Consider the following 24,331-nt stretch of genomic DNA (forward strand, 5'->3'; position numbering starts at 1 on the left):
CCGCGGAGGTCAGCCGCCGGCCAGCGGGTGGAACAGCAGCCGGGCGCGCTTCGGCGGCAAGTACACCTCCGGCAGGTCCACTTCGGGCAGCGTGACCTCCGGTCCCAGTGCGAAGCCCTCGCGGTGCAGCCGGTCGATCGCGGGCCCGTTGGCCGCGTCCGGCTCGGCCACCAGCCGCCGCGCGCCGGCCGCCGCGGCGAAGCCGGTGATCACCCGCACCAGGGCGGACGTGAAACCGGACTCCGGCGCGCCGTCCGGGGGGCCGACCAGCAGGTGGAGGCCGAGGTCGCCGGGCTCGGCGGGGTAGCACTCCGAGACCCGGTCGGCGGCCGGTTCGTACGTCTGCACCAGCGCGACCGGCGCGCCGTCGCGCAGCAGCAGGTGGGCGTGGTGGGTGGGCAGGGTGTCCATGTGCGCGTAGACGTCGCGGACCTGGGCGCGGGACAGCCCGGCCATGCCCCAGAAGCGGGCGCGCTCCGCGGTGACCCAGCCGTGCAGCAGGGCCGCGTCCGCGTCCGGGACGACCGGCACGACGCGTACCGTGCCGAAGCCGTCGGCCCGCTCCTCGTGCCGCGGCTTCCGGTCGCGGGGCGCGGGGTCAGCGGTCGCCATGGGACTCCTTCAGGGCCTGCCAGTCGGTGACCACGGGGATCAGTTCGCCCCGCTGCCAGAGCGTGAGCTGGTCGCGGTGGTGCGGGGCGCCGGGGACGCCGCAGGCGCCGAACGGCACCACCCAGCGGCTCTCCTCGCGGCGGGCGACGTCCCAGACGTAGCGGGCGGCGGGGCCGCGGGCGCAGAGGTCGGTGACGCCGGGGACGCCGGCGGTGGCCAGCACGCAGTCGTGGTCCCCGGCCAGCCCTGGGCCCGGCCACGGCTCGCCGGGATCGTCCGAGCCGCCGGGGCCGCCCGCACCGGCGGGCAGGGCCTGCCAGGGCGCCAGCCGGTGCGCCTCACCCCAGGTCACCGGGGCGTCCGGCGCCGCCGCCGCGAGCTGCGCGGCGGTCTCCTCGGCGGCGGCCCGCACCAGCGCGGGCCGGTCGATCTCCGGCAGCCGGCCGGTGGTGAGCAGGCTGCCCAGGGCGAACCCGATCCGGGTGTCCAGGCACAGCCAGGGCTGCAGCAGTGCGGGGTACGGGGGCGGGTCGGCCAGCGGCGCCAGCGCGGGGTGCGCGGCCAGGGCGCGGACGACGGCGGAGCGCAGCCGCGCGTACGCCAGCGCGTCGGCGCTGTCCGCCGCCATCCGCAGATCCCAGCGCAGCACCCGGTCGCGCAACTCCGCGGCGGCGGGGCCGAGTCCGTCGAGCCCGGCGAGCAGATCCAGCAGCGGCCGGGCCGAGGCGTTGAGGGTGTCGGTGTGGACGGCGGCCATGTCCCCGGCGCGCCAGGGCCCGCCGCAGGACAGCAGCTCGCGGATGCGCTCCGCACGGTACGGCGGGGCGAACTCGGCGCCGAACGGGGCGGCCGGGCCGCGCTCGTTGGCCATCACGGCGATCCCGCCGGTCACCGGCACCGACGGCATCGGCGCGTGCCGCCCGCGCCACGCGTACGCCGCCTCCCACGCCGGTACGGGCCCGCGCAGGTTGGCCTCGTCGCGTACCGGCACCGTCCCGGCGACACGGTGCAGCAGCCCGCCCGCGGTGTCGGCGGCCAGCACCACGTTGACCGGCTCGACCCAGCCGTCAAGCGCCGCGTCCACGTCGGCGACTGCACGGGCCCTGAGCAGCGCGGGCAGCGCCGGGAAGCCCAGCTCCCCGTACACCCGCGGCGGATACGCGAGGCTCAGCGCCTCCCACTCGCCGTCCGCCGCGCTCCCCGGCACCTCGGCGACCACCGGCCCGCGGCCGGTCTCGACCACCTCGACCTCGTGCGCCGCCGCGCCCGCGACCTCGACGGTCTCGGTGTGCCCCGTGGCCGGCTGCCAGCCGTCGGGGCCCAGCGCCTCGATCCGGCCCGCGCGGCGGCGCAGCCGCTCGACGAAGAGGTCCTGGTAGTCGGCCATCGCGTTGGTGATGGCCCAGGCGACGCCGCCGGTGTGGCCGAAGTGCGGCAGCCCGGGGACGCCGGGGACGGCGAAGCCGACGACGTCGTACTCCGGGCAGGCCAGATGGATCTGCTGGTAGACCCCGGGGTTCTCGATGAACCGGTGCGGGTCCCCGGCGATCAGCGTGCCGCCGTCCGCGGTCCGCTCGCCGGCCACCAGCCAGCCGTTGCTGCCCGCGGTGCCGGGGCCGTCGGTGGCGAACACCTCCACCGCCCCGGCGCCCAGGCGCGCGTCGACCATCCGGCGCCACAGCTTGGCGGGGAAGCCGGCGAAGAGGATGTGGGTGGACAGCCACACGGCCAGCGGCGTCCACGGCGACCAGCGGCCGGGTGCGAGTCGAGTGGCCGCGAACTCCGGGGCCCGCGCGGCGCCTTCGGCGAGCCCGGCGTTGACGCCGTCGACGTAGGACGACACCCAGCCGGCGGTCTCGCGGTCCTCCTCGGCCAGGCGGCGGAAGCAGCGGCGCGCGGTGTCGTCGAGCCGGACGCGGCGGGCGAAGACGTCCCAGTCGCGGGCCGCCTCGCCCAGGAACGCCGCGGAGCTGCCGGCGGCGCGGTGGCGTTCGACCTCCAGTTGCCAGCCGCGGTCGAAGGCGGCGTTCTGCCCCTGGGCGTACGCGAGTTCGCGATGATCGGCGGCGCGGATGTGGGGGATGCCCCAGGAGTCGCGGTACACCTCGATGCCCAACGCCGTCGCCACCCTTCGCTCGAAAGAACTTAGGGTAGCCTAACCAAAAAGTCGGGTGGGGCGCGGTCGGGGGTCCGCGCCCCACCCGGTCGGGGGCCTGCCTCAGTGCCGGATGAGGGCCGTCGGGGGGCCGTACCTCATCCGGACGAGCGGCCGCCCGGGCTCTCGTCCGCGGATTCGAGCTCGCGTTCCCCGCTGCCTGCCGGCAGCTCCGCGTGCTCGTGGTCGTGTGCGACCGCGCGGTATTCCTCGATGGTCGGCTTCGGGATCCGCGTGTGCGGGCCGAACATGGCGTGCGCCAGCTTCGCACGCACCTTGTTGGTGATGCCGGCCGGGGGCCGGCGGACGCCGTTGGCGTCGGTCTCCGGGCCGAGTTCGTACGGCTGCGGCTGCTCGTGCGAGGTGAGCTTGTGCAGCTCCGCCTGCGACAGCGGCTCGTGCACCTCGATGTACTCGCCGTGCGGCAGCCGCTTGATCATGCCGGTCTCGCGGCCGTGCAGCACCTTGTCGCGGTCGCGCCGCTGCAGCGCCAGGCAGATGCGCTTGGTGAGGATGAAGGTGAGCACGGGCACCACGAACACCATGATCCGCAGGGCCCAGGTGACGTTGTTGACCGACACGTGGAAGTGCGTGGCGAAGATGTCGTTGCCGCCGCCGATGAGGAACAGGGCGTAGAGCGACAGCCACGAGGTGCCGAGCGCCGTCCGCACGGGGACGTTGCGCGGCCGCTGCAGCAGGTGGTGCTCCCGCTTGTCTCCCGTGACCCACGCCTCGATGAACGGGTACGCGCCGATGACGACCAGCATGAGCGGGAAGAGTGCGATGGGGATGAACACGCCGAGCGAGAGTGTGTGACCCCAGGCGTTGATCTCCCAGCCGGGCATGATGCGCACCATGCCTTCGGCGAAGCCCAGATACCAGTCCGGTTGGGCGCCCGTCGACACTTGGTCCGGCCGGTACGGTCCCACGTTCCAGATCGGGTTGATGGACGCCACGGCCGCGATGATGGTGACGAGGCCGAAGACCAGGAAGAAGAACCCGCCCGCCTTGGCCACGTACACCGGCATGAACGGCGCGCCGACGACGTTCTTCTCGGTCTTGCCGGCACCGCCCCACTGGGTGTGCTTGTGGTAGAAGACCAGGATCAGGTGCGCCACCAGCAGGGCGAGCATCAGCCCTGGCAGCACCAGGATATGGAGCGCGTAGAAGCGCGGGATGATGTCGTGGCCCGGGAACTCGCCGCCGAACAGGAAGAACGAGAGGTACGTTCCGATCACCGGTGTGGAGATCGTCGCACCCTCCACGAAGCGCAGGCCCGTGCCGGAGAGCAGGTCGTCCGGGAGCGAGTAGCCGAGCAGGCCCTCGAAGAGGCCGATGAACAGCATCGTCCAGCCGAACACCCAGTTGATCTCACGCGGCTTGCGGAACGAGCCGGTGAAGAAGTGCCGCATCATGTGGACGAGCATGCCGACCACGAAGATGAGCGCGGCCCAGTGGTGGATCTGACGCACCAGCAGACCGCCGCGCACGTCGAACGAGATGTCCAGCGTGGAGGCGTACGCCTCGGACATCCGCACGCCGTTCAGGGGAGCATAGGAGCCGTCGTACACGACCTCGGTCATCGACGGGTTGAAGAACAGGGTCAGGTAGACGCCCGTCAGGAGGATGACGATGAAGCTGTAGAGGCAGATCTCGCCGAGGAGGAAGGACCAGTGGTCGGGGAACACCTTTCTTGCGTACTTACGCCCGGCGCCATGTATCCCGAGCCGGCCATCGGCCCAGTCCGCGAGGCGCTCGCCGGACTTCGCCCGGGTGGGCGGACGGGTGCCCATCGCGCCCTGCGATGAGTCTTCCGTCTGGGTTACGGACATGCGGTTGCTCCTGCCTCCCTGGTGCACTCCCACCTAAAGGACAGGAACAGGCGGCCGAATGTGACATGAAACGAGGTACTGTGAGCCACATCACAGGGGTGGTCAACTACCCGGGATCTCCTGCTCAGTCCAGACGACCTTGCCCCGGGGCGAGTACCGCACACCCCAGCGGTGCGCCAACTGGGCGACGAGGAACAGGCCGCGTCCGCCTTCGTCGTTGCTCGTCGCGTGCCGCAGATGCGGCGACACATGGCTGGTGTCGGAGACCTCGCAGGTCAGCACCGACTGCAGGATGAGCTTGAGGCCGATGGGCCCGGGCGCGTGCCGGACCGCGTTGGCGAGGAGTTCGCTGACGATGAGTTCGGTGGGCAGGGTCAGCTCCCGCAGCCCCCAGTCCGTGAGCCGCCGGCGCACCAGGTCGCGGGCGTCGGAGAGGGCGGAGTGGTCCACCGGCAGCCGTACGGAGACCACGCGGTCCGGCGGCAGCGCCCGGAGCCGGGCCGCGAGCAGCACGGCGTCGTCGCTCGGCCGGGCGGGCAGCAGGTCGCGTACGGCCGCGTCGCACAGGTCCTGCACCGGGCGCCCCGGGCGGGCGAGCGTACGGCGCAGCCGGGCCAGCGACTCCTCGGGCCGCTCGGGCAGCAGGCCGTTGGTGTAGAGCGCGAGCAGGCTGCCCTCGGGCAGGTCGAGTTCTGCGCAGGGGTACGTGCCGGAGCCGCCGCCCAGCGCCGGGCCGGTCGCCGCCTCGACGACCTCGCTGCTGCCGTCCGGCCGGACGGCGACCGGCGGGGGATGCCCGGCGAGCGCCAGGGTCACCCGCATGGCGATGGGGTCGTGCACGGCGTAGACGCACGTCGCCGCGGGCGTCGGCCGGTTGCGCTGCGGATCGGCGAACGGGTCAGGCGGCTCCTGCATCAGCCGGGACACCAGCGCGTCCAGATGGGTCAGCAGCTCGTCCGGCGGCAGGTCGAGGCCGGCCATGGTGTCGATCGCCGAGCGCAGCCGGCCCATGGTCGCCGCGGCGTGCAGCCCGGTGCCGGTGACGTCGCCCACCACCAGGGCCACGCGGGCGCCGGACAGCCCGATGACGTCGAACCAGTCGCCGCCCGCGCCGCCGGTGCCGGGGAAGGTGCCCGGCACGTACGCCAGGCCCGCCTCGATCGCGCTGTTCTCCGGCAGGTGCGCGGGCAGCAGGCTGCGCTGGAGGGCGGAGGCGGTGGTGTGGGTGCGGGTCTGGCGGCGGGCGTTGTCGACGCTCACCGCCGCCAGCTCTGCGACCTCGGTGGCCAGCCTCAGGTCGGCGTCGTCGAAGGGGGTGGGCCGCTCGGAGCGGTAGAGGGTGACGAGGCCGAGGAGCGCGCCGCGCGCGGTCAGCGGCACGAGGATGAGCGAGTGCGCGTCGTCCGCGGCGTCGGGCAGGGTCACGGGCGCGCCCCGCTCGCCCGGGGGTCCGCTCGCGGGATCGGGCTCCGGTACGGAGTGCCGCCGGTCTCCGTCGCCGACCGCGGGCCCGGGGTGCGCCGGGTGCTGGATGAGCCGCGGGCGCAGGTCCGTCAGCGCGCTGGACTGCGGGGAGGCGTACGGGTAGCGCACCTGCGCACCGACGCCTTCCTCCTCCCGGTACGCAGAAGGCGCCACCGCCGCCCGCCGCAGCGCCAGTTGCTCCACGCCCTGGGCGGGCGCCGACTGCTCGCCCCGCCACACCGAGTCGGCGACGTCGACCACCACGGCGTCCGCCAGCGCGGGCACGACGACCGCGGCCAGCTCCTGCGCCACCCGGCCGACGTCGAGCAGCGCGCCGATGCGCGCCTCCGCGGCGTACAGCAGCTCCAGCCGGGACCGGGCCCGGCGCCGCTCGGTGATGTCGCGGACGTGGGCGAGCACGGCCACGAGGGCGCCCCCGCCCTCGCCGTCGCCCATCGGGAAGGCGGAGACGGACAGCACCCGGTCGCCGTCGCCGGCCATCCGCACCCCGCGCACCGGGTCGCCGGACGCGAGCACGTGCCGGAGCAGTTGCTGGAGCTCGGCCCCGTCGGCGACCGCCCCCACGTCCCGCGCGGACGGCGTGCCCGGCTCCGCCCCGTCCTCCTGCGCGGGCTCCTCGGGCACCCCGGGAAGCAGGCGCGCGGAGGCGTTGGCACGCAGCAGCCGCAGCTCGGAGTCGAAGACCAGCAGCGCGGAGCGCGCCCGGTCGAAGAGGACGCCGAGCAGCAGCGCGTCGAGCTCCCCGTCGCGGGGCGCGCTCGGATGGGCACCGGCCATGCCCCCAATCTCGCCTCCCCGGCGGGATTGCGCATCCGCACACCCCCGCGGGCACCGCGCGCCGCGGTTCCGGGCTCACCCGTTCGGGTGCCGGTCGCCCTGCCGGTCCGGCCGGTCGCGCTCCTGTTCGCCCTCCTCGTCCGTGCTGCCGGTGGGCGTCGGGGTCGGCGAGCCGGAGGGGGAGGAGGACGGCGAGCCCGACGGGGTGCCGCTCGGCGCCGACACCGTCGCCCGCGAGGAGGCCGTCGACGACGGGCTGCCCGGCTCCGTGGAGCTGCCGCTGGGGCTGGGCCCGGGGGCCGTCGGGTCCGCCGTCGGGGCGGCCGTCGGGGCCGTGGAGGGGCGGGAGCGCTGCGCGCGGTCCGGCGCGCCGGACCGCGCGGGCGGCGGGCTTGCCGCCGACGGGGTGCCGGGGGCGCCGGGGGTGCCGGCGGAGTTCGTCGGCAGCGGTCCGAACGGGGCGTCGGGGCGCTCGTCCGCGCGGTCGGCGTCGGGTCTGCCGTCACCGCCGAGCACGTTCGCCGCGACCAGCCCGCCGGAGAGCGCCGCCACCCCGGCCGCCGCGAGGGCCGCGAGCCGCGCGCGGGGCGGGCGGCGGCGCCGTCCCCGGCCGTGCCGGGCACGGCCTTGGACGACGGGGTGCTCCAGCGTGTCGTCGCCGGGTGGCACCTGCGCGTACCGGGCGGTGTCCGGGTACGCCGCGCGGCCCTCGGCGAACAGCTCCAGATCCCGCGGATCCGGCCCCGGCACCGCCGGGCCCGGCTCCTGGAGCGGGACGGGCCCGCCGCCCGCCGGGGCGTCCGGGGCCGGCCCTGCGGCGGCGCACCAGGGCGCACCGCCCGCGTCGTGCCACCTGCCGCAGGCAGGACAGTCCATCATGGTCACCTGGCCTCGCCGTCCTTCCGTGGCGTGGAGGGGTCTGCCGACGACTCCTCAGTGTGCCAGCGGGCAACTGCGGCTGTAGCGTACTGAATCGGCATATATGAGCGCCGCCTGAGACTCGTCTCACACGGCGCCCACACCGGCCTCCGCAGTTACGGCACCACCACGATCTTCCGGCCCTTCCCCGACGCGAACTGCTCCAGGGCGGCCGGGTACTGCTCCAGCGGCAGCCGGTCGCTGATCAGCAGTTCGGGGTCGAGGACGTCCGCGGCGAACAGCTCCGCCGCGCGCTCGTAGCTGTGCAGCACGGCCATCGACCCGGTGATGGTGATCTCCTGGTTGTAGATGCGGTACGGCTCGATGGTGGCGGTCGTCGCGTAGTCCGCCACCCCGAACTGCAGGAACGTGCCCGCTTTCCCGACCCGGCCCAGCCCGTCCTGGATCGCCGCCGCGTTGCCGGTGGCGTCGATGACGACGTCCCACCCCTCCGGCTGCCCGAACTCCTCCGGCGTGGCCGCCGCCCGGCTGCACCCCACCTTCTGCGCGGTGGCCAGCCGCTCGGGGTTGAGGTCGACCACGTCCACCGCCGCGGCGCCGGTGCGCTTGGCCAGCTCCAGCATCATCAGCCCCATCGTGCCCGTGCCGTAGATCAGCACATGGGCGGCGAGCTTGCTGTTGAGCACGTCGTAGCCGCGCACCGCGCACGACAGCGGCTCGATCAGCGCCGCGTCCTGGGTGCGTACGTGGTCGGGCAGCCGGACGCAGTTGGCGACCGGCGCGACCGCGTACTCCGCCGCCCCGCCGGCGACGGTGACGCCGATGGCGCCCCACCGCTCGCACAGGTTCCCGTGGCCCGTACGGCACTTGCGGCACTCGTGGCAGTACAGCGACGGGTCGACGGCGACCCGGTCGCCGACCGCGACCTCGGTGACGTCGCGGCCGATGCCGACGACCTCGCCCGCGAACTCGTGCCCCGGCACCACCGGCAGCGTGGGCGCGAACTCGCCCTGCAGGATGTGCAGATCGGTTCCGCACAGCCCGCACGCCGCCACGTCCACCACGACCTCGCGCGGGCCGGGGGTGGGGTCGGGGACGTCGGTCACGGTGACCGTGCCGGGGGCTTCGATGACGGCGGCCCTCATTTGACGGCTCCTAGGGACAGGCCCTGGACCAGCTTGTCCTGGGCGGCGAACCCGGCGGCGAGCACCGGGAGGGAGATGACGACGGAGGCGGCGCAGACCTGGGCGAGGAAGAGCCCCTGACTGGTGATGAAGCGGGTGAGGAAGACGGGGGCGGTCTCCGCCGTCACCCCCGTGAGCACCCGCGCGAACAGCATCTCGTTCCAACTGAAGATGAAGCAGATCAGCGAGGTGGCGGCGATGCCCGGGCCGGCGACCGGGGCGATCACCCGGGTCAGCACGGTGGTGAGCTTCGCCCCGTCGATCTGCGCGGCCTCCACGATCGAGACGGGGATGTCCGCGAGGAACGACTGCAGCATCCACACCGCGATCGGCAGGTTCATCGACGTGTACAGCAGGACGAGCAGCCAGATGTTGTCGAGCATCCCGGTGTTCTTGGCGAACAGGTAGATCGGGAGCAGCCCGGCGACCACCGGCAGCATCTTGGTGGAGAGGAAGAAGAACAGCACGTCGGTCCAGCGCTTCACGCGCCGGATGGACAGCGCGTACGCGGCCGGCAGCGCCAGCGCGAGCACCAGCACGGTCGAGAACACGCTCGCCATCACCGAGTTGAGCAGCGCGGGCCACGGGCTGGGACCGCCGCCGGAGCCGAAGAACGTGCGGTAGCCGTCGAGCGTGAGCGACGCGGCGACCGCCGGCGGGTTGGCGGCGGCGTCGGTCTCCGCGTGCAGCGAGGTGAGCACCATCCACGCCACCGGCAGGAAGAACGCGATGCCGACGAGCCAGGCGAGCAGCCCGAGCCCGGCGCTGCGGCGCCGCGCCTTGCGCAGGGCGGGCGGCAGCGCGGCGCGGCCGGTGCGGGCCGGCTTCCGGGCCGGCGCTACGGTCGTGGTCATGCGCGGGACGCCTCCTCCCGGAACAGGGACGACACGACGCGCAGCGCGAAGGTCGCGATGACGATGGAGCCGATGACGACGAGCACGCCGGCGGCCGAGGCCAGCCCGTACTCGTGCGCCTGGTAGAAGGTCTGGTAGATCGTGTACGGCAGGTTGGCGGTGCCGAGCCCGCCCGAGGTGATGGTGAACACCGCGTCGAAGTTCTGCACGATGTACACCGAGCCCAGCAGCACGCCCAGTTCGAGATAGCGGCGCAGATGCGGCAGCGTGAGGTAGCGGAAGATCTGGAAGCTCGTGGCGCCGTCGAGCTTGGCGGCCTCGACCATCTCCGTCGGCCGGCTCTGCAGCCCGGCCAGCAGGATCAGCATCATGAACGGCGTCCACTGCCAGATCAGCGCGGCCTCGACGGCGATCAGCGGCATGTCCGACACCCAGTCGGGCTGCGGCGGCGTGTCGTCGCCGAACAGCTCCGCGACCCAGGTGAGGGCGCCGTTGAAGAGGCCGTACTCGGGGTTGTAGAGCGCGTGCTTCCACAGCAGCGCGGCCGCGACCGGCACCAGCAGGAACGGCGCGATGAGCAGCGTGCGCACCACGCCGCGGCCGGGGAACGCCCGGTCCAGCAGCAGCGCGATGAGCAGCCCGAGCACCACGCTGACCAGGACGACCGCGGCGGTCAGCAGCGCCGTGGTCACCACCGACTCGCGCAGGCTCTCGTCGCTCGCCACCTGGCTGTAGTTGTCGAGCCCGGCGAAGCTGCGGTCGTCAGGGCGGAGCGAGTTCCAGTCGAAGAGGGAGATCACCAGCGTCGCCACGAAAGGCAGTTGGGTGACGGCGATCAGGAACACCAGCGCCGGCAGCAGCGGCGCGCGGGTGGCCCAGGCCCTGGCCCCGCGGCCCGGCCGGCGGGGTGCCGGCCGGCCCGCGCGCGGCGCCGGGCGCCCGGTGCGTACGGCGGTCGGGGTACTCATCGGTCCCGGTACTCCCCGCCGACCTCCTCGGCCAGTTCCTGGGAGTTCTCCAGCGCGTCCTCGACGGACTGCTTGCCCGCGATGGCCGAGCTGATCTCCTGGGAGACCTTGGTGCCCAGATCGGAGAACTCGGGGATGCCGACGAACTGGATGCCGGGCGCGGGCCGCGGCTGGGTGCCCGGGTCGCGCGGGTCGGCGCCCTCGATCGCCTCACGGGTGATGTCGGCGAAGGAGCCGGCGGCCTTCAGGTAGTCCGGGTTGGAGTACGTCGACGCGCGCTTGCCGGCGGGCGCGTTGGCCCAGCCCAGCTCCTTGCCCACCAGCTCCTCGTACTCCTTGCTCGACGCCCAGGAGATGAACTTCCAGGCGCTCTCCGGCCGTTCCGACGCCTTCTGCACGCCCCACGCCCAGGTGTAGAGCCAGCCGGAGGACTCGGTCTTGTCGACCGGCGCGGGCGCGTAGCCGATCTTGCCGCGGACGGGGGAGTCCTCGGCCTCCAGCGAGCCGGTGGCCGCGGTGGCGTCGTACCACATGGCGGTCTTGCCCTGGGTGAGGTTGTTCAGGCACTCGGCGTACCCGGACTGGGCCGCGCCGGCCTCGCCGTGCTCGCGGACGAGGTCGACGTAGAACTTCGCCGCCTTGGTGAACTCGGGCGACGTGAGCTGCGCCTCCCAGTTCTCGTCGAACCAGGTGCCGCCCATGGTGTTGACCACCGTCGTCAGCGGCGCGATGACCTCGCCCCAGCCGGGCAGGCCGCGCAGGCAGATGCCCTTCATGCCGGGCTCGGCGCCGTCCGCCTCGGCGGCGAGGTCGGCGACTTCCTGCCAGGTGGGCTTGTCGGGCATCTTCAGGCCGTTCTCGGCGAAGACGTCCTTGCGGTACATGAGGAACGACGACTCGCCGTAGAAGGGCTCGGCATAGAGCTTGCCGTCCTCGGCCGTCAGCGACTCGCGCATCGGCGCGAGGACGTCCTCCTGGTCGAACTTCGCGTCGTCAGCGGCGTATTCGTCGAGCGGCAGCAGCCAGTCGTTCTCGGCGTAGAAGGGCACCTCGAAGTTGCTGATGGTGGCCACGTCGTACTGGCCCGCCTGGTTGGCGAAGTCCTGGCTGATCTTGTCGCGGACCTCGTTCTCCGGCAGCACGGTGAAGTTCACCTCGATGCCGGTCTTCTTCGTGAAGTGCTTGGCCGTCAGCTTCTGCAACTCGACCATCTGCGGGTTGTTGACCATGACGACGTTGACGGAGTCGTCGCCCCCGGAGCTGCCGCCGCCCCCCGCGCCGCTGCACGCGGCGAGCAGGGCCGCGGCGGTGGCCACGGGCACGAGGGTGCGGATGGTGCGCTTGCTGCGGGTCGGAGTGAGCATCGCATGCTCCCAAAGAGGGTCGGGGGCGGGAATCGGGGCGTACGGAGCCGGGCCGCCCGGGTTGCTGCTCTGTCCGGGAAGGCGTGGCGTACACGGGTATGGGATGTGGTGTGCGGACGTACGGAGCGGGTGCCGGTCCCCGTCAGGTCCTGATGACCTGGGGGCCGAGCAGCGAATAGCGGTGGGCCTCCGCGGCCGGCAGCCCGGTGTCGGTGATGATCACGTCGAACTCGGAGACCTCCGCGAAGCGGCAGAAGCTCACCGCGCCGAACTTGGTGTGGATCCCGGCGAAGACCTTCCGCCGGGCCACCCGCATCGCCTGCGCCTTGACCTCGCTGACCGCCGGGTCCGGGGTGGTCAGCCCGTAGGCGCGGGAGATGCCGTTGGCGCCGACGTACGCCAGGTCGATGACGAAGCCGGCGAGCATCCTGGTCGTCCAGTGGTCCACGGTGGCCAGGGTGCTGCCGCGCACCCGTCCACCGAGCAGTAACACGGTGACCCGGTCGTCGCCGGCCAGGGCGCTCGCGGTGGCGAGCGAGGCCGTGACGATGGTCAGCGGGCGGGGCCGCGGCAGTGCCTCGGCGATGAGCTGGGGGTTGAAGCCCTCGTCGATGAAGACCGTCTCGGCGTCCCCGAGAAGCTCCGCCGCCGCGGTGGCGATGCGCGACTTCTCCGGCACGTGCATCGTCGTGCGGTACGCGAGCGTGGTCTCGAACCCCGCGCTCTCCACCGGATACGCGCCGCCGTGCGTGCGCCGGACGAGCCCGTGGTCCTCCAGGAGCGTCAGGTCACGCCGTACGGTCTCCCGGGAGACACCCAGGTCGGCTGCCAGCTTGGCGACGTCCACCTTGCCGGCGCGCCGGGCGGTCTCCAGGATGACCCGTCTGCGTTCTTCTCCGTCCACGACGACCACCTGCCTTCGCGGTTTGGCTGTGGGGGGTGCTGTCGGAGTGGTGAAGCCCTGCCCGTTCGGGCTTCCGAAGGCATTTCTACCGGCGGTGGAACGCACCGGCCAGGCTTCCTGCAGCGCACGTCGTGACCGACTGTGCCCGTTTTCACCGCCGCATCGCCGCTGGGGAGCGGCAGTCGGCCGCTTGGGGCGCGCGCCGGGCGTGCCCGCCCCGGCCAGGACGCGTGCCCGTTCGGTGCCCGGTTGGGCAACGGGCGTGGGTTCGGGCCCCGGTCGCTTCGGGAGGTGAACGCGGCCGGATCCGCCGGATCCATTGACGGCGCCCGCGCGAAGGAGTTCACTTTCGCACCGAAACAGGTCTGGACCAAGCTCGATACCCGGCTGACCAGTCGGGACGCCCGGCACCCGGCGCGTTCCACCAGTCGGCAACCCCCCACCAGAGGATCGAGGCGCACCTTCATGACATCACGGAGCAAACGGCGCCGCCGTACGCCCGCCGTCCTGCTGCTCGCGGCCGTCTGTGCCGGGCTGAGCTGGACACCCGGCTCCGCGGGCGCCGCACCGGACGGGGCCCAGGCTGTGACCTTCGAAGACAACTTCGACGGACCCGCGGGTTCCGCCGTCGACGGCGGCAAGTGGCTGACCGAGACCGGCGACAACGTCAGCAACCACGAGCGGCAGTACTACACCGCGGGCAACGCCAACGCCGCGCTCGACGGCCAGGGCAACCTGGTCATCACCGCACGCAAGGAGAACCCCGGCGACTACCAGTGCTGGTACGGCCGGTGCGAGTACACCTCCGCCCGGCTCAACACCTCAGGACGCTTCACCACCACGTACGGCCACGTCGAGGCGCGGATGAAGCTGCCGCGCGGCCAGGGCATATGGCCGGCGTTCTGGATGCTGGGCGACGACATCGGCCAGGTCGGCTGGCCCGCCAGCGGCGAGATCGACGTGATGGAGAACGTCGGCTTCGAGCCCGGCACCGTCCACGGCACGATCCACGGTCCCGACTACTCCGGCTCCGGCGGCATCGGGGCCGGCTACTCGCTGCCGGGCGGCGAGGCGTTCGCCGACGGCTTCCACACCTTCGCCGTCGACTGGTCGCCCAACCAGATCACCTGGTCCGTCGACGGCAACGTCTACCAGACGCGCACGCCCGCCGACCTCGGCGGCAAGCGGTGGGTCTTCGACAAGCCGTTCTTCCTGATCCTCAACCTCGCGGTCGGCGGCTACTGGCCCGGCGACCCCGACGGCAGCACCACCTTCCCGCAGCAGCTCGTCGTCGACTACGTCCGCGTCACCACGCCCGGCGCCGCGCAGTAGCCCCGCGGGCCTACGTGCCGTAGCTCTGGATCCGGCGGCCGTGGCCGCGCTCGGTCAGCGCCGCGAGGCGCGGCGCGAGCTCGGCCGCGACCTCCGGCACGTCGACGGTCAGCAGCCGCCGGTCGCGCATGAGGACCCGGCCGTCGACGATCGTCGTGCGCACGTCGCCCGCGCGGGCGCTGTGCACCAGAGTGGCGGCGAGGTCGTGCACGGGCTGCGTGTGCGGCCCGGTCAGATCGACCAGGATCACGTCCGCCCGGCGGCCGGGCGCCAGCGCACCCACCCGGTCGCCGAGGCCGACGACCCGCGCGCTCTGGGTCGTCGCGTGGTGGAGCACCTGGCGCGCGGTCGCCCAGGTGGCGTCCCGCTCGGCCGACTTCTGCACCAGCGCGGTGAGCGCCATGCTCTCCCAGACGTCGAGGGTGTTGTTGGACGCGGCCCCGTCGGTCGCCAGCCCCACCGGCACGCCGGCCGCCCGCAGCGCGCGCACGGGAGTGGTGTCCCAGCCGAACTTCAGATAGCCGCGCGGCGCCGTCGCCACCCCGGCGGCCGGCGCCCGGCCCAGCAGCTCGATGTCGGCGTCCGTGAGTCCCGTGCCGTGCGCGATCAGCACGTCCGTGTCGAGCAGCCCGCAGCGCTGGAGCACCTCGACGGGCGTCCGGCCGTGCCGGGCGAGGCTGGCCTCGGTCTGCTCCCGGTTCTCCGCGGCGTGCAGGTGGACCAGCAGCCCGTGCTCCCGCGCGAGCCGGGCCGTGGCGGCCAGGTCGTCGTCCGTCACGGTGTACGGCGCGTGCGGCGCCAGGCACGTGGTGATCCGGCCGTCCGCGCCGCCGGCGCGGCGCAGCGCGAAGTCCAGGGACCGCTCGCGGCCTTCCGCGCCCTGGGAGGAGAAGTACGCGAGGCCCAGCACCGCGCGCAGCCCGGTCGCCGTGACGGCGTCGGCGACCCGGTCCATGGCGAAGTAGTGGTCGGCGAACGTCGTCACGCCGCCGCGGATCATCTCGGCGCAGGCCAGCAGCGCCCCCAACTCGACGTCCCGGTCGGTGAGGTTGCTCTCCACCGGCCAGATCCAGTCGTCGAACCACTCCTCGACGGGCACGTCCTCGGCGAACCCGCGCAGGAAGACCATCGGCGCGTGGGTATGGCAGTTGACCAGCCCCGGCATGGCGACCTGGCCGCGGGCGTCGATGCGCTCGGCCGCCGGCACCCGTGCGGCGTCCGCCGCCGTCGTCACCGCCGCGATGGCGCCGTCCCTGACCACGATCCCGGCGTCCTCGGCGAAGGCCACCTCGCCGCCGGGACCGTGGACCAGCGCGGTGCAGCCCTCGATCACGAGGCCGGCGGGCTCCGCGCCCGGCCCGGCGTCCGCGGTGTGCTCCGGCTGCGCCATGGTCGGCTCCTCGATCGGCCCGGGGATCTCATCGGGAACGCTACCGGCCGCGACTGACAGCGCGCGGCGCGTTCCCGTCCGTACGGGGACGGCCGCGGGGGAGCCCGCTGCCGCGGGCCTTGACGCGCGCCGCCGCGAGTGGGTCTATGGGAGCGCTCCCAGAATCCGCGTCAACCGACTTGCGAGGAGCCGCACATGAGCGCACCGAGAACCGCACCCCCCACCGCTCGCGGACGCCGCCGGCGCGGCGGGACCCGTACCGGACGCGCCCTGCTCGCCGTCCTGCTCGGGCTGGCCGCAGCCGTCGCCGGCTTCGGCCCCGGCGCGCAGGCCGGGCCCGCCGCCGCGGCCGCGGGCCTGCACACCGAGGGCGGCCGGCTGCTGGAGGGCAACGGCAGCGACTTCGTGCTGCGGGGCGTGAACCACCCGCACGCCTGGTACACCGGCGAGCTGGACTCGCTGCGCGAGATCAAGCAACTGGGCGCGAACAGCGTGCGCGTGGTCCTGGCCACCGGCGACCGCTGGCCGCGCAGCGGCACCGCCGACGTCGACAACGTTGTCTCGCAGTGCAAGGCGAACCGCCTGATCTGCGTGCTGGAGGTCCACGACACCACCGGCTACGGCGAGGAGGGCGCCGCCGTCTCCCTCGACCGCGCCGCCGACTACTGGATCAGCGTCCGCGACGCCCTCGTCGGCGAGGAGGACTACGTCATCGTCAACCTCGGCAACGAGCCGCACGGCAACCAGGGATACGAGCGCTGGACCGCCGACACCCGGGGCGCCATCGCCAAGCTGCGCGCCGCCGGACTGCGGCACACCCTGATGGCCGACGCCCCCAACTGGGGCCAGGACTGGACGAACACCATGCGCACCAACGCCCGCGCCGTCGCCGACTCCGACCCGCAGGGCGACACCCTCTTCTCGATCCACATGTACGGGGTCTACGACACCGCCGCGGAGATCGAGGACTACCTGACGTCGTTCACCGAGGCCGGACTGCCCATCGCGGTCGGGGAGTTCGGGCACGATCACTCCGACGGCAACCCCGACGAGGACGCCATCATGCGCCTCACCCGGGAGCTGGGCCTCGGCTACCTGGGCTGGTCGTACAGCGGCAACGGCGGCGGCGTCGAATACCTCGACATGGTGCGGAACTTCGACCCGGCCGCGCTGACGGACTGGGGGCGGCGCTTCTTCCAGGGCCAGGACGGCATCGCCGCCACCGCGAAGGAGGCCACGGTCTACGGCGGCTGAGCCCCGGCCCCGTCCACGCCCGCCCGGCGGTACGGGGCCGGCCCCCGGCCGCCGGGCGGGCAGCGGCACCGACCCGCCGCCCGGCCCCGTAGGGCGGTCGCCCGAGGCCCGTACCGCCACCCGTGCCCGCTCAGCTCCCCGTGCCGCCCGGACCGCGGAAGCTCGTGTACACCGCCGCCAGGTCCTCGCGGCCGTGCCCCGCCGCCGACGCCTCCCCGTACAGCCCGCGCAGCGCCGCCAGCAGCGTCGTGTCGACCCCCGCGCCGCGGGCGGCGCCGTCGATCAGGTCGACGTCCTTCAGCGCGGCGTCGAGCGTGAACTGCGGCTCGTACGAGCCCGCGAGCATGCCCTCGCCCTTCGCGTGCGCGTACCCGCAGTCCGCGGGCGCGCCCTCGATGGCCGTGAGGAACAGCTTCGGGTCCAGCCCGAGCGCCCCCGCCAGGGCGAGCGACTGGGCCGCCGCCGCCGTGATCGAGGCGATCCAGGCGTTGCACGCCAGCTTCAGCGCCGTGCCCGCGCCGACCTCGGGACCCGTCCACACGGTCTTCACCGAGATCGCCGCCGTCAGCGGCTCGATCCGGGCGAAGACGGCCGGGTCGCCCGCCGTCAGCAGCGTCAGCCGGCCGGTCTCCGCGGGCTGTTTGGTGCCCAGCAGCATGGCCTCCACCAGCGTGCGCCCCGCCTGGGCGGCCAGCTCCGCGGCCCGGCGGGTCCCCTCGGGGCCGACGGTGGCCGTCTGCACCCACACGGTGTCCTCGGGCGACGCCGCCAGCGCGTCGCCCAGGACGGCCAGCACGGCGTCCGCGTCGTAGAGCGCGATCAGTACCGCGTCGGCGTCGCGCACCGCCTCCGCGGCGCTCGGCGCGACCCGTGCGCCGTCGGCGGCGAGCGGCTGCGCGCGCTCCGGCGTGCGGTTCCAGACGGTCACCTCGACGCCGCCGCGGAGCAGCGAGCGCGCCATGCCCGCGCCCATCACGCCCGTTCCCAGTACTGCTGCTTTCACCTTGCGGACTCCTCTGCCGTTGCTCGGCCGCGCGGCGCCGCACCTGACGGACCGCGGGTCACCACTCCTCGTGCTCGTCCGGGTCGCCGCCCACGCGCCGCTGCGGCCGGCCGGCGACCGCGGCCATCTCGGCGGCCGACAGCTCGAAGCCGAAGATGCCGAGGTTCTCGCGCTGCCGCGTGGGATCCGCGGACTTCGGGATGGGCACGGCGTCGAGCTGCGTGTGCCAGCGCAGCACCGCCTGGGCGGGCGTCACGCCGTGCGCCTCGGCGACCCGCGCGATCGACGCGTCGCGCAGCACGTCGGTGCCGCGGCCCAGCGGGCTCCAGCTCTCCGTGACGATGCCCTTCCCGGCGTGGTACGAGCGCAGCTCCTCCTGCGGGAAGTGCGGGTGCAGCTCGATCTGGTTGACCGCGGGCAGCACGCCCGTCTCCCGCTCCAGCCGGTCCAGTTGGCCGACGGTGAAGTTGGAGACGCCGATGGAGCGTACGAGGTCCTCCTCGCGCAGCTTGATCATCGCGCGCCAGGAGTCGGTGTACAGGTCCGCGCGCGGCAGCGGCCAGTGGATCAGGTAGAGGTCGACGTAGCCCACGCCCAGCCGCTTGCGGGACTCCTCGAAGGAGGCAAGCGTCTGCTCGTAGCCGTGGTGGCGGCCGGGGAGCTTGGTGGTGACCACGACGTCCTGGCGCGGCACCCCGCTGCGGGCGATGCCGCGGCCGGTGCCCGTCTCGTTGCCGTAGTTGAGCGCCGTGTCGACCAGCCGGTAGCCGGTCTCCAGGGCGGTGGCGACCGCCCGCTCGGCCTGCGCGTCGTCCATCGGGTACGTGCCGAGGCCGAGGGCGGGGAGCTTCGTACCGTCGTTGAGCCTGCGGACCGGGACGCTGGTCACACGTGCTCCTTCCCTTTATCGTACGGTGCGTTCAGTATAAGGCGGACGCCGGAGGCGGGCATGGGCGAAACGGGTGGGCCGCGCGCGCCGCGGGGCCGGCCCCGCAGCGAGCGGGCCAGGGCCGCGGTGCTCGCCGCCGCCACGGAACTGCTGGTGGCCGGCGGGGTGCAGGCGGTCACCATGGAGGCGATCGCCGCCAGGGCGCGGGTCAGCAAGTCGACGGTCTACAAGTGGTGGCCCACACGCGGGCACGTGATGCTCGACAGCCTGGCGCACGTCACCGGGGACCCGCCCGCCGGGCCGGCCGCCGGCGCGGGCCTCGCCGACGCCCTCGCCGCCGAGGCCGGGGCGCTGGTCCGGATCTTCCGCGACACCGCGACCGGGCCCCTGGTGGCCGATCTCGCCGCCGCCGCGCAGGCCGACCCCGGCATCCGTACCGCGCTCGACGAGCGGTGGGCGGGCCCGCGCCGCGCCGCCTGCGCCCGGCTGCTCCACGACGCCGTGGCCCGCGGCGAACTGCGGCCGGACACCGACGTCGCCGCCGCCCTCGACCAGCTCTTCGCGCCCGTCTACCACCGGCTGCTCCTCGGCCACGCCCCGCTCGCCGACGACCTCGCCGCCACCCTCGTACGACAGCTCCTCGACGGCCTCGGCGGCGGCCGCGGGCGATCGGACGAAGATCAGTGATCATCCGGGCGACAGCCCCGCACACGACCCATTCGGTACAAGAACTCCCTTACGTCCCAAGCGGTGTGGCCGGGTGTCCGCGGACTGGACGCGATCCCGCGGCGGGCCGTAGCGTGCTCTTCCGCGCGGGCGGACAGCGAAGGCATGTGGTCGGCCTCCCGATAAACCGGCACCTGGGGGGTGCTTACCGAATGGATCCGTTCTGTGTGCGCCCGGCCAGCAGGCCACGGGCGGGCTGACCGGGCATGGCAGAAGCTGACGCACCGTTCGCGGAGGCGATACGCGCCGCCCAGGCCGGCGACGAGGCCGCGTTCGTGCATCTGTACAGAACCGTGCACCCCTGCCTCGTCCGCTACGTCGGCACCCTCGTCGGCGACGCCGCGGGCGACGGCGACGCGGAGGAGGTCACCGCGGGCGCCTGGCAGGACATCGCCCGGGATCTGCGCGCGTTCGACGGCGACCCGCCGAGCTTTCGCGCCTGGTGCGCCCGCCTCGCCCGCACCCGCGCGCTCGCCCACCTCCGCGACCGGCCCGGCGGCCCCGGCCGCGGCCCGCACGGCTCCGGCGGCGGCCCGCGCCCCGAGGGGGGCACGGGGCGTCCTGACGGCGGGCGTACCCTTGCCCTGATCGCCTGGCTGCCGCGCGCGGAAGCCGACGCCGTCGCGCTGCGGGCGATCGTGGGGCTGGACGCCGAGCGAGCCGCCTACGTGCTCGGCACGAGCCCCGCCGCGGCCCGCTCCGCCACCCTGCGCGGTCTGCGCCTGCTGGCGGACCAGTTCGGCGATGCCGCGGCCGGCGACTGTCCGGCCGGCGCACCGGCCGGTGAGGCGACCTGCACGGCCACGTGGATGCTCAGGGGTATGTGATGGGCGACGACGACCGGAACACCTGGCTCGACCAGCGCGCCGCCGAGCGGCTGTTCGCCGGCGAGCAGTTGGACGCCGGGCCCGCGCTGCCGCCCGCCGAACAGGACACCGCCGAGCGGCTGGCCGCGCTGCTGGACACCGCGGCCCGCGCCGGCCGCCCGGCGCTCGACACGGAACTGCCGGGGGAGCGGGCGGCGCTGGCCGCGTTCCGCGCCGCCCGCGCCGCGGACGGCGCGGGAGCGGCGGAACCGGCCCGCCGCGAGAAGGCGGCCAACGGCCGGGCGGTGAACGGCCACGCCGTCAACGGTTCCCGCCCCGGCTGCGAGTCCCGCGTACCGGTGCGGCGGGTGCCCGCAGAGCCGGTGGTGCGGCTCGCGCCGCCGGCCGCGGGCGCCGTCCCCGTACGCCGTACGCCCCGGCGGCTGCGGCGGCTGCGCACCGCCGCCGCGGTCACCGCGGCCGGCTGCGTGCTCGGCGGCGTCGCGCTCGGGGCCGGCGCGATCCTGCGTACGGCCCCCGACACCCCCGGCCCCCCCACGGGGCCCGCCGTCTCGCCGACGGCCACCCCGGAACCGGACCCCACCGACGGCGACGACGCCAACGAGGGCGCCGCGTCCGCGGGCGGCAACAGGGTGGACGACAGACCCGAGGGCAGACGCGACGAGCCGGACGGCGGCACCGCGCCCGGCGCCGGCGGCGCCGCCGAGCCGGACGGCACGCAGGACGACGGCACCGGCCAGGGCGGCGCCGGTCAGGGGGAGGAGCAGGGCGCGCCGGGCAAGCCGGGCAACTCGGTCGAGCGGCAGTGTGAGATGTTCCTCGCCGAACGCGACGGCGAGGGCCAGGCCAACGACAACAAGTCCTGGAACCGGCTCGTCCGCGAGGCGGGCGGCGAGAAGGCCGTCGCGGCCTTCTGCGAGAAGCACTTCGGCGACGGCGGCCGGAGCGACCACGGCGGCAGCGACGGCGACGGCGGCCACGGTGAGGACGACGAAGGCGACGAGGACGACTGAGCGCCGGCGCCGCCGGCCGCCGCCGCGCCCGGCACCCGGCCCGTACGCCTCAACCGAACTGCGTCAGCACCATCGTCACCAGCCACACCACGATGGCGCACCCGATCGTGACCACCGGCCAGCTCCGCGCCGTCTCGCCCAGCGGATGCCGCCGCCGGACCGACGTCCACACCACCCAGAACGCCTCCGCCTCCGCGGGCTCCACGCGCTCACCGTCCAGCAGCCACAGCGCGGGCCCGTCGCCGCCCGGCGCCGCTAAGCCCGAGGGCGCGCGGTCGTCGCGCACCTGCTCGACCTCCTTCACCAGCCGGCCGCCGCAGTAGCTCTCGCGTCGGATCAAGGGGGCGTTCCTCTCGGTGGCGGATGCCGCGAAATGACGATGCACGGGCAAGGAAGCCGATCATAGGGTGACGCGGTGACAGACGACGAACGCGAGCGCCTGCGGGCGACCTTCACCGAGGCGCCGGAGCTGTACGACCGCGCCCGTCCCCGCTACCCGCGGGAGATGTACGACGACCTCGGCGCCGCCGCGCCCGGCGGTCTCGGCCCCGGCTGCCGGGTGCTGGAGATCGGCTGCGGCACCGGGCAGGCCACCGTGCCCGTCGCCGAGCGCGGCTGCCGGGTGACCGCGGTGGAACTGGGCGCGGGCATGGCGCGGGTGGCGCGCCGCAACCTCGCCGCGTTCCCTGACGTGCAGGTCGAGAACGCGGTGTTCGAGGAGTGGCCGCTGCCGCCCGAGCCGTTCGACGTGGTGCTCGCCGCCACCGCGTTCGCCTGGGTCGACCCCGCGGTCCGGGTGCCGAAGTCGGCGGACGCGCTGCGCCCCGGCGGGGTGCTGGCCACCATCCGTACGCACCATGTGGCCGGCGGCACCGAGGAGTTCTTCGCCGCGGCACAGGGCTGCTACGAGCGGTTCGACCCGGCGACGCCCCCGGGCCTGCGGCTGCGGCCCGCGGCCGCCGTCCCCGAGGACCGCGACGACCTCCGCGGCGAGGAGCGCTTCGCGGCGCCGGTCTTCCACCGGTACGAGTGGGACCTGCCGTACTCCACCGCGGAGTACCTCGACGTGCTGCGCACGTACTCCGGCCACCGGGCGCTGCCCGCCCCCGCCAGGGACGCGCTGCTGGCCTGCCTCGCCGGCCTGATCGACGGGCGGCACGGCGGCCGGATCGTCAAGCGCTACCTGACCGAGCTGCGGATCGCCCGCCGCCTCGGCTGACGCTCGGTCAGCCCTCCCGGTAGCGCAGCAGCAGCATCGCCGCGTCGTCGTGCAGCGGCGCCCGGACGTGCTCGATCACGTCCTGGCGCAGCGCGGTCAGCGCCCCCTCCGGGTCGGGGTCCTTGAGCAGCCCGGCGCGCTGCTCCAGCGGGTAGAAGGCCCCGGCACGGTCGCGGGCCTCGGTGACGCCGTCGGTGTAGAACAGCAGTTGGTCTCCGGGCGCGAACCCCGCCGTGTGCGGCTGCGGCTGGGCGACGCCGTGCTCCCCGAGACCCAGCGGTAAGGCCCGCTGCGGCGGCGCGAGGTAGCGCACGTCGCCGTCCTGGCGCACCGCCAGCGGCGCGGGGTGCCCGAAGTTGAGCAGCGTCACCTCCTGGCCGGAGCCGACCTCGGCGAGGATGGCGGTGACGAACTTCTCGCCGTCGAGCTGCCGGTCGAGCGCCCGCTCCAGCCGCTCCCCGACGGCCGTCAGGTCCGGTTCGTCGTACGCCGCCTCGCGGAAGGCGCTGAGCACCACCGCCGCGGTCTCCACGGCCTCCAGGCCCTTGCCCTGGACGTCGCCGACGATCAGCCGGACGCCCGCGGGCGAGGTCACCACCTCGTACAGGTCGCCCCCGATCCGCGCCTCCGCCACGGCCGAGGTGTACGAGACCGCCGCCCGCAGCCGCCCCGCGCTGCGTGGCACCGGGCGCAGCAGCACGCGCTGCGCCACCTCGGCGATGGACCGCACGCTCGCGAGTTCCTCCTCGCGGCGATGCCGCATCCGCACGGCGAGCAGCGCGGCGACCGTGACACCGGCGACGGACAGCAGGGCGACATAGCCGCGCCGCGACTCGAACATCACGTCGGAGATGCCCAGCAGGACACAGAGCACCAGGGCGATCCCGCCGACGAACACGGTGCGCTGCCAGCCCCCGACCAGGCCCGCGAAGGCGGGCCCCAGCGAGACCAGGGGGAGGAACCCGACGTCGGGTCCCGCGGTGACGTCCACGAGCGCGACGCAGCCCATGACGGCGTACGGCAGCGCGTTGAGCGTGCGGTGATGCGGCAACTTCCGGTCGGTCATGCGCTACTCGCTACTCCAGCCGCTGGTCGGCTCTGCACCTCGGACGGCGCGGAGATACGGCCCCCGTCGCGGTCGGCCCCACCCCGTGAGGCTAGGCAAGGATCGGCCCATCGGGGACCGATGCGGCCGAATCGTTGCCTGTCCGGCACCAGGTCCGGCGCGCCAACCCCCGTACGGTCGGGGCAAAACCCCCGCAACCGGGCGGTGGGCGGCGGGGTTTCCCGCCGGGCGTGGCCGGATCCGAACGAGCCACGGTCGAAGCAGGTCGCGACGCGAACGACGTCCATTGTCCCGCAGGCGCGCCCCGCCGTCATGGGTCCGGACGGGGTAGTGGTGGCCGGCCTCCCGCGGCGCTCCGCCCCGCGGCCCGGGACGCGCTCCCGGGCTGAGGCAATCCCTCCGGTACAACGCCGAGTTGTTCACATGGGCGTGTCTGTTGTTTGAAACGGCCCTCGGCCTGGGGCTTTGATGGCGCTCCTGACAACGCCCCGTTGTGTGAGGAGCCGTCGTGGCCAAGCCGCCTTTTACGCATCTGCATGTGCACACGCAGTATTCGCTGCTGGATGGGGCGGCGCGGTTGAAGGATATGTTCGCGGCG

The 24,331-nt window shown here is 74.1% G+C and carries 22 protein-coding genes and 1 pseudogene; 7 read left to right on the forward strand and 16 right to left on the reverse strand.

Going from position 1 to position 24,331, the window contains the following annotated elements; all coding sequences use genetic code 11:
• Positions 1-9 precede the first annotated feature (9 nt).
• The 10 genes from ACFYVJ_RS07075 to ACFYVJ_RS07120 all read right to left on the reverse strand — a co-directional run bounded on the left by ACFYVJ_RS07075 (position 10) and on the right by ACFYVJ_RS07120 (position 13,014).
• Positions 10-612 carry a GNAT family N-acetyltransferase gene (locus ACFYVJ_RS07075; protein ID WP_388887315.1) on the reverse strand — a complete coding sequence of 201 codons (603 nt, stop codon included), beginning with the start codon at positions 610-612 and terminating at the stop codon, positions 10-12.
• Complete coding sequence (locus ACFYVJ_RS07080) at positions 599-2,728, reverse strand: penicillin acylase family protein (protein WP_388887377.1); 2,130 nt, start codon at positions 2,726-2,728, stop codon at positions 599-601. Before ACFYVJ_RS07080 ends, ACFYVJ_RS07075 begins: the two co-directional genes overlap by 14 nt.
• Before the next feature lie 137 nt (positions 2,729-2,865).
• Positions 2,866-4,560 (reverse strand): cytochrome bc complex cytochrome b subunit, encoded by a 1,695-nt coding sequence (locus ACFYVJ_RS07085; protein ID WP_388887378.1) that lies wholly within the window; start codon positions 4,558-4,560, stop codon positions 2,866-2,868.
• 141 nt (positions 4,561-4,701) lie between these two features.
• Entirely contained in the window at positions 4,702-6,861 is a 2,160-nt protein-coding gene (locus tag ACFYVJ_RS07090; protein ID WP_388887316.1) for a SpoIIE family protein phosphatase, read from the reverse strand.
• 75 nt (positions 6,862-6,936) lie between these two features.
• Positions 6,937-7,740 carry a hypothetical protein gene (locus tag ACFYVJ_RS07095; RefSeq protein ID WP_388887379.1) on the reverse strand — a complete coding sequence of 268 codons (804 nt, stop codon included), beginning with the start codon at positions 7,738-7,740 and terminating at the stop codon, positions 6,937-6,939.
• Positions 7,741-7,895: 155 nt separating this feature from the next.
• The gene (locus ACFYVJ_RS07100; RefSeq protein WP_101419969.1) at positions 7,896-8,885 is read right to left on the reverse strand and encodes a zinc-dependent alcohol dehydrogenase family protein; all 990 of its coding nucleotides are present in this window, start codon (positions 8,883-8,885) and stop codon (positions 7,896-7,898) included.
• Positions 8,882-9,778 carry a carbohydrate ABC transporter permease gene (locus ACFYVJ_RS07105; protein WP_388887317.1) on the reverse strand — a complete coding sequence of 299 codons (897 nt, stop codon included), beginning with the start codon at positions 9,776-9,778 and terminating at the stop codon, positions 8,882-8,884. Before ACFYVJ_RS07105 ends, ACFYVJ_RS07100 begins: the two co-directional genes overlap by 4 nt.
• Positions 9,775-10,746: a carbohydrate ABC transporter permease gene (locus ACFYVJ_RS07110; RefSeq protein ID WP_388887318.1), complete on the reverse strand. Its 972-nt coding sequence runs from the start codon at positions 10,744-10,746 to the stop codon at positions 9,775-9,777. The genes ACFYVJ_RS07105 and ACFYVJ_RS07110 overlap by 4 nt, the downstream gene beginning before the upstream one ends.
• Entirely contained in the window at positions 10,743-12,110 is a 1,368-nt protein-coding gene (locus ACFYVJ_RS07115) for an ABC transporter substrate-binding protein (RefSeq protein WP_388887319.1), read from the reverse strand. The genes ACFYVJ_RS07110 and ACFYVJ_RS07115 overlap by 4 nt, the downstream gene beginning before the upstream one ends.
• Before the next feature lie 142 nt (positions 12,111-12,252).
• Positions 12,253-13,014: a DeoR/GlpR family DNA-binding transcription regulator gene (locus tag ACFYVJ_RS07120; protein ID WP_199850358.1), complete on the reverse strand. Its 762-nt coding sequence runs from the start codon at positions 13,012-13,014 to the stop codon at positions 12,253-12,255.
• Between the two features lie 465 nt (positions 13,015-13,479).
• Here ACFYVJ_RS07120 and ACFYVJ_RS07125 point away from each other — a divergent pair, with 465 nt between their 5' ends.
• Complete coding sequence (locus tag ACFYVJ_RS07125) at positions 13,480-14,346, forward strand: family 16 glycosylhydrolase (protein ID WP_388887321.1); 867 nt, start codon at positions 13,480-13,482, stop codon at positions 14,344-14,346.
• Between the two features lie 10 nt (positions 14,347-14,356).
• Here ACFYVJ_RS07125 and ACFYVJ_RS07130 read toward each other — a convergent pair whose 3' ends face one another.
• Positions 14,357-15,736, reverse strand: coding sequence for an amidohydrolase (locus ACFYVJ_RS07130; RefSeq protein ID WP_388887322.1), 1,380 nt, complete (start codon positions 15,734-15,736; stop codon positions 14,357-14,359).
• Between the two features lie 195 nt (positions 15,737-15,931).
• Here ACFYVJ_RS07130 and ACFYVJ_RS07135 point away from each other — a divergent pair, with 195 nt between their 5' ends.
• Entirely contained in the window at positions 15,932-16,990 is a 1,059-nt protein-coding gene (locus ACFYVJ_RS07135; RefSeq protein WP_388887324.1) for a glycoside hydrolase family 5 protein, read from the forward strand.
• A 130-nt stretch (positions 16,991-17,120) separates the two neighbouring features.
• On the opposite strand, the gene ACFYVJ_RS07140 is transcribed toward ACFYVJ_RS07135, so the two are convergent.
• The 3 genes and pseudogenes from ACFYVJ_RS07140 to ACFYVJ_RS07150 form a co-directional block, all read right to left on the reverse strand.
• A complete protein-coding gene (locus tag ACFYVJ_RS07140; protein WP_388887381.1) occupies positions 17,121-17,540 on the reverse strand; it encodes an NAD-binding protein in 420 nt (139 codons plus the stop codon).
• Positions 17,532-18,011 (reverse strand): annotated as a pseudogene (locus ACFYVJ_RS07145) (NAD(P)-dependent oxidoreductase); the annotation flags it as partial. The gene ACFYVJ_RS07140 and the pseudogene ACFYVJ_RS07145, both read right to left, overlap by 9 nt.
• A gap of 40 nt (positions 18,012-18,051) precedes the next feature.
• Complete coding sequence (locus ACFYVJ_RS07150; RefSeq protein WP_388887326.1) at positions 18,052-18,882, reverse strand: aldo/keto reductase; 831 nt, start codon at positions 18,880-18,882, stop codon at positions 18,052-18,054.
• Positions 18,883-18,942: 60 nt separating this feature from the next.
• On the opposite strand from ACFYVJ_RS07150, the gene ACFYVJ_RS07155 reads away from it, so the two are divergent.
• The 3 genes from ACFYVJ_RS07155 to ACFYVJ_RS07165 all read left to right on the forward strand — a co-directional run bounded on the left by ACFYVJ_RS07155 (position 18,943) and on the right by ACFYVJ_RS07165 (position 21,448).
• Positions 18,943-19,569: a TetR/AcrR family transcriptional regulator gene (locus ACFYVJ_RS07155; RefSeq protein ID WP_388887328.1), complete on the forward strand. Its 627-nt coding sequence runs from the start codon at positions 18,943-18,945 to the stop codon at positions 19,567-19,569.
• A gap of 245 nt (positions 19,570-19,814) precedes the next feature.
• Complete coding sequence (locus ACFYVJ_RS07160; protein ID WP_388887330.1) at positions 19,815-20,435, forward strand: RNA polymerase sigma factor; 621 nt, start codon at positions 19,815-19,817, stop codon at positions 20,433-20,435.
• Positions 20,435-21,448: a hypothetical protein gene (locus ACFYVJ_RS07165; protein WP_388887332.1), complete on the forward strand. Its 1,014-nt coding sequence runs from the start codon at positions 20,435-20,437 to the stop codon at positions 21,446-21,448. The genes ACFYVJ_RS07160 and ACFYVJ_RS07165 overlap by 1 nt, the downstream gene beginning before the upstream one ends.
• A 49-nt stretch (positions 21,449-21,497) precedes the next feature.
• Here ACFYVJ_RS07165 and ACFYVJ_RS07170 read toward each other — a convergent pair whose 3' ends face one another.
• The gene (locus ACFYVJ_RS07170; protein ID WP_388887333.1) at positions 21,498-21,788 is read right to left on the reverse strand and encodes a hypothetical protein; all 291 of its coding nucleotides are present in this window, start codon (positions 21,786-21,788) and stop codon (positions 21,498-21,500) included.
• A gap of 75 nt (positions 21,789-21,863) precedes the next feature.
• Between ACFYVJ_RS07170 and ACFYVJ_RS07175 the strand changes: the two genes are divergently transcribed.
• On the forward strand, positions 21,864-22,667 hold the full coding sequence (locus tag ACFYVJ_RS07175) for a class I SAM-dependent methyltransferase (protein WP_388887334.1): 804 nt from the start codon (positions 21,864-21,866) through the stop codon (positions 22,665-22,667).
• Positions 22,668-22,674: 7 nt separating this feature from the next.
• Here ACFYVJ_RS07175 and ACFYVJ_RS07180 read toward each other — a convergent pair whose 3' ends face one another.
• Complete coding sequence (locus tag ACFYVJ_RS07180) at positions 22,675-23,733, reverse strand: PP2C family protein-serine/threonine phosphatase (protein ID WP_388887336.1); 1,059 nt, start codon at positions 23,731-23,733, stop codon at positions 22,675-22,677.
• 508 nt (positions 23,734-24,241) lie between these two features.
• Between ACFYVJ_RS07180 and ACFYVJ_RS07185 the strand changes: the two genes are divergently transcribed.
• Positions 24,242-24,331: PHP domain-containing protein (locus tag ACFYVJ_RS07185; protein WP_388887382.1), on the forward strand; the 90-nt coding region annotated here is incomplete at its 3' end.

Origin of the sequence: Streptomyces sp. NPDC004134 (assembly GCF_042874195.1) — a bacterium.
In the GTDB taxonomy this organism is placed as follows: Bacteria; Actinomycetota; Actinomycetes; order Streptomycetales; family Streptomycetaceae; genus Streptomyces.

What these genes read in the sequence shown, in the direction of transcription:
- ACFYVJ_RS07135 (WP_388887324.1), top strand. Translation starts at nt 15,932, where the DNA reads ATGAGCGCACCGAGAACCGCACCCCCCACCGCTCGCGGACGCCGCCGG.
- ACFYVJ_RS07095 (WP_388887379.1), bottom strand. Translation starts at nt 7,740, where the DNA reads ATGATGGACTGTCCTGCCTGCGGCAGGTGGCACGACGCGGGCGGTGCG.
- ACFYVJ_RS07165 (WP_388887332.1), top strand. Translation starts at nt 20,435, where the DNA reads ATGGGCGACGACGACCGGAACACCTGGCTCGACCAGCGCGCCGCCGAG.
- ACFYVJ_RS07090 (WP_388887316.1), bottom strand. Translation starts at nt 6,861, where the DNA reads ATGGCCGGTGCCCATCCGAGCGCGCCCCGCGACGGGGAGCTCGACGCG.
- ACFYVJ_RS07105 (WP_388887317.1), bottom strand. Translation starts at nt 9,778, where the DNA reads ATGACCACGACCGTAGCGCCGGCCCGGAAGCCGGCCCGCACCGGCCGC.
- ACFYVJ_RS07160 (WP_388887330.1), top strand. Translation starts at nt 19,815, where the DNA reads ATGGCAGAAGCTGACGCACCGTTCGCGGAGGCGATACGCGCCGCCCAG.
- ACFYVJ_RS07110 (WP_388887318.1), bottom strand. Translation starts at nt 10,746, where the DNA reads ATGAGTACCCCGACCGCCGTACGCACCGGGCGCCCGGCGCCGCGCGCG.
- ACFYVJ_RS07085 (WP_388887378.1), bottom strand. Translation starts at nt 4,560, where the DNA reads ATGGGCACCCGTCCGCCCACCCGGGCGAAGTCCGGCGAGCGCCTCGCG.
- ACFYVJ_RS07115 (WP_388887319.1), bottom strand. Translation starts at nt 12,110, where the DNA reads ATGCTCACTCCGACCCGCAGCAAGCGCACCATCCGCACCCTCGTGCCC.
- ACFYVJ_RS07100 (WP_101419969.1), bottom strand. Translation starts at nt 8,885, where the DNA reads ATGAGGGCCGCCGTCATCGAAGCCCCCGGCACGGTCACCGTGACCGAC.
- ACFYVJ_RS07180 (WP_388887336.1), bottom strand. Translation starts at nt 23,733, where the DNA reads ATGACCGACCGGAAGTTGCCGCATCACCGCACGCTCAACGCGCTGCCG.
- ACFYVJ_RS07075 (WP_388887315.1), bottom strand. Translation starts at nt 612, where the DNA reads ATGGCGACCGCTGACCCCGCGCCCCGCGACCGGAAGCCGCGGCACGAG.
- ACFYVJ_RS07130 (WP_388887322.1), bottom strand. Translation starts at nt 15,736, where the DNA reads ATGGCGCAGCCGGAGCACACCGCGGACGCCGGGCCGGGCGCGGAGCCC.
- ACFYVJ_RS07155 (WP_388887328.1), top strand. Translation starts at nt 18,943, where the DNA reads ATGGGCGAAACGGGTGGGCCGCGCGCGCCGCGGGGCCGGCCCCGCAGC.
- ACFYVJ_RS07125 (WP_388887321.1), top strand. Translation starts at nt 13,480, where the DNA reads ATGACATCACGGAGCAAACGGCGCCGCCGTACGCCCGCCGTCCTGCTG.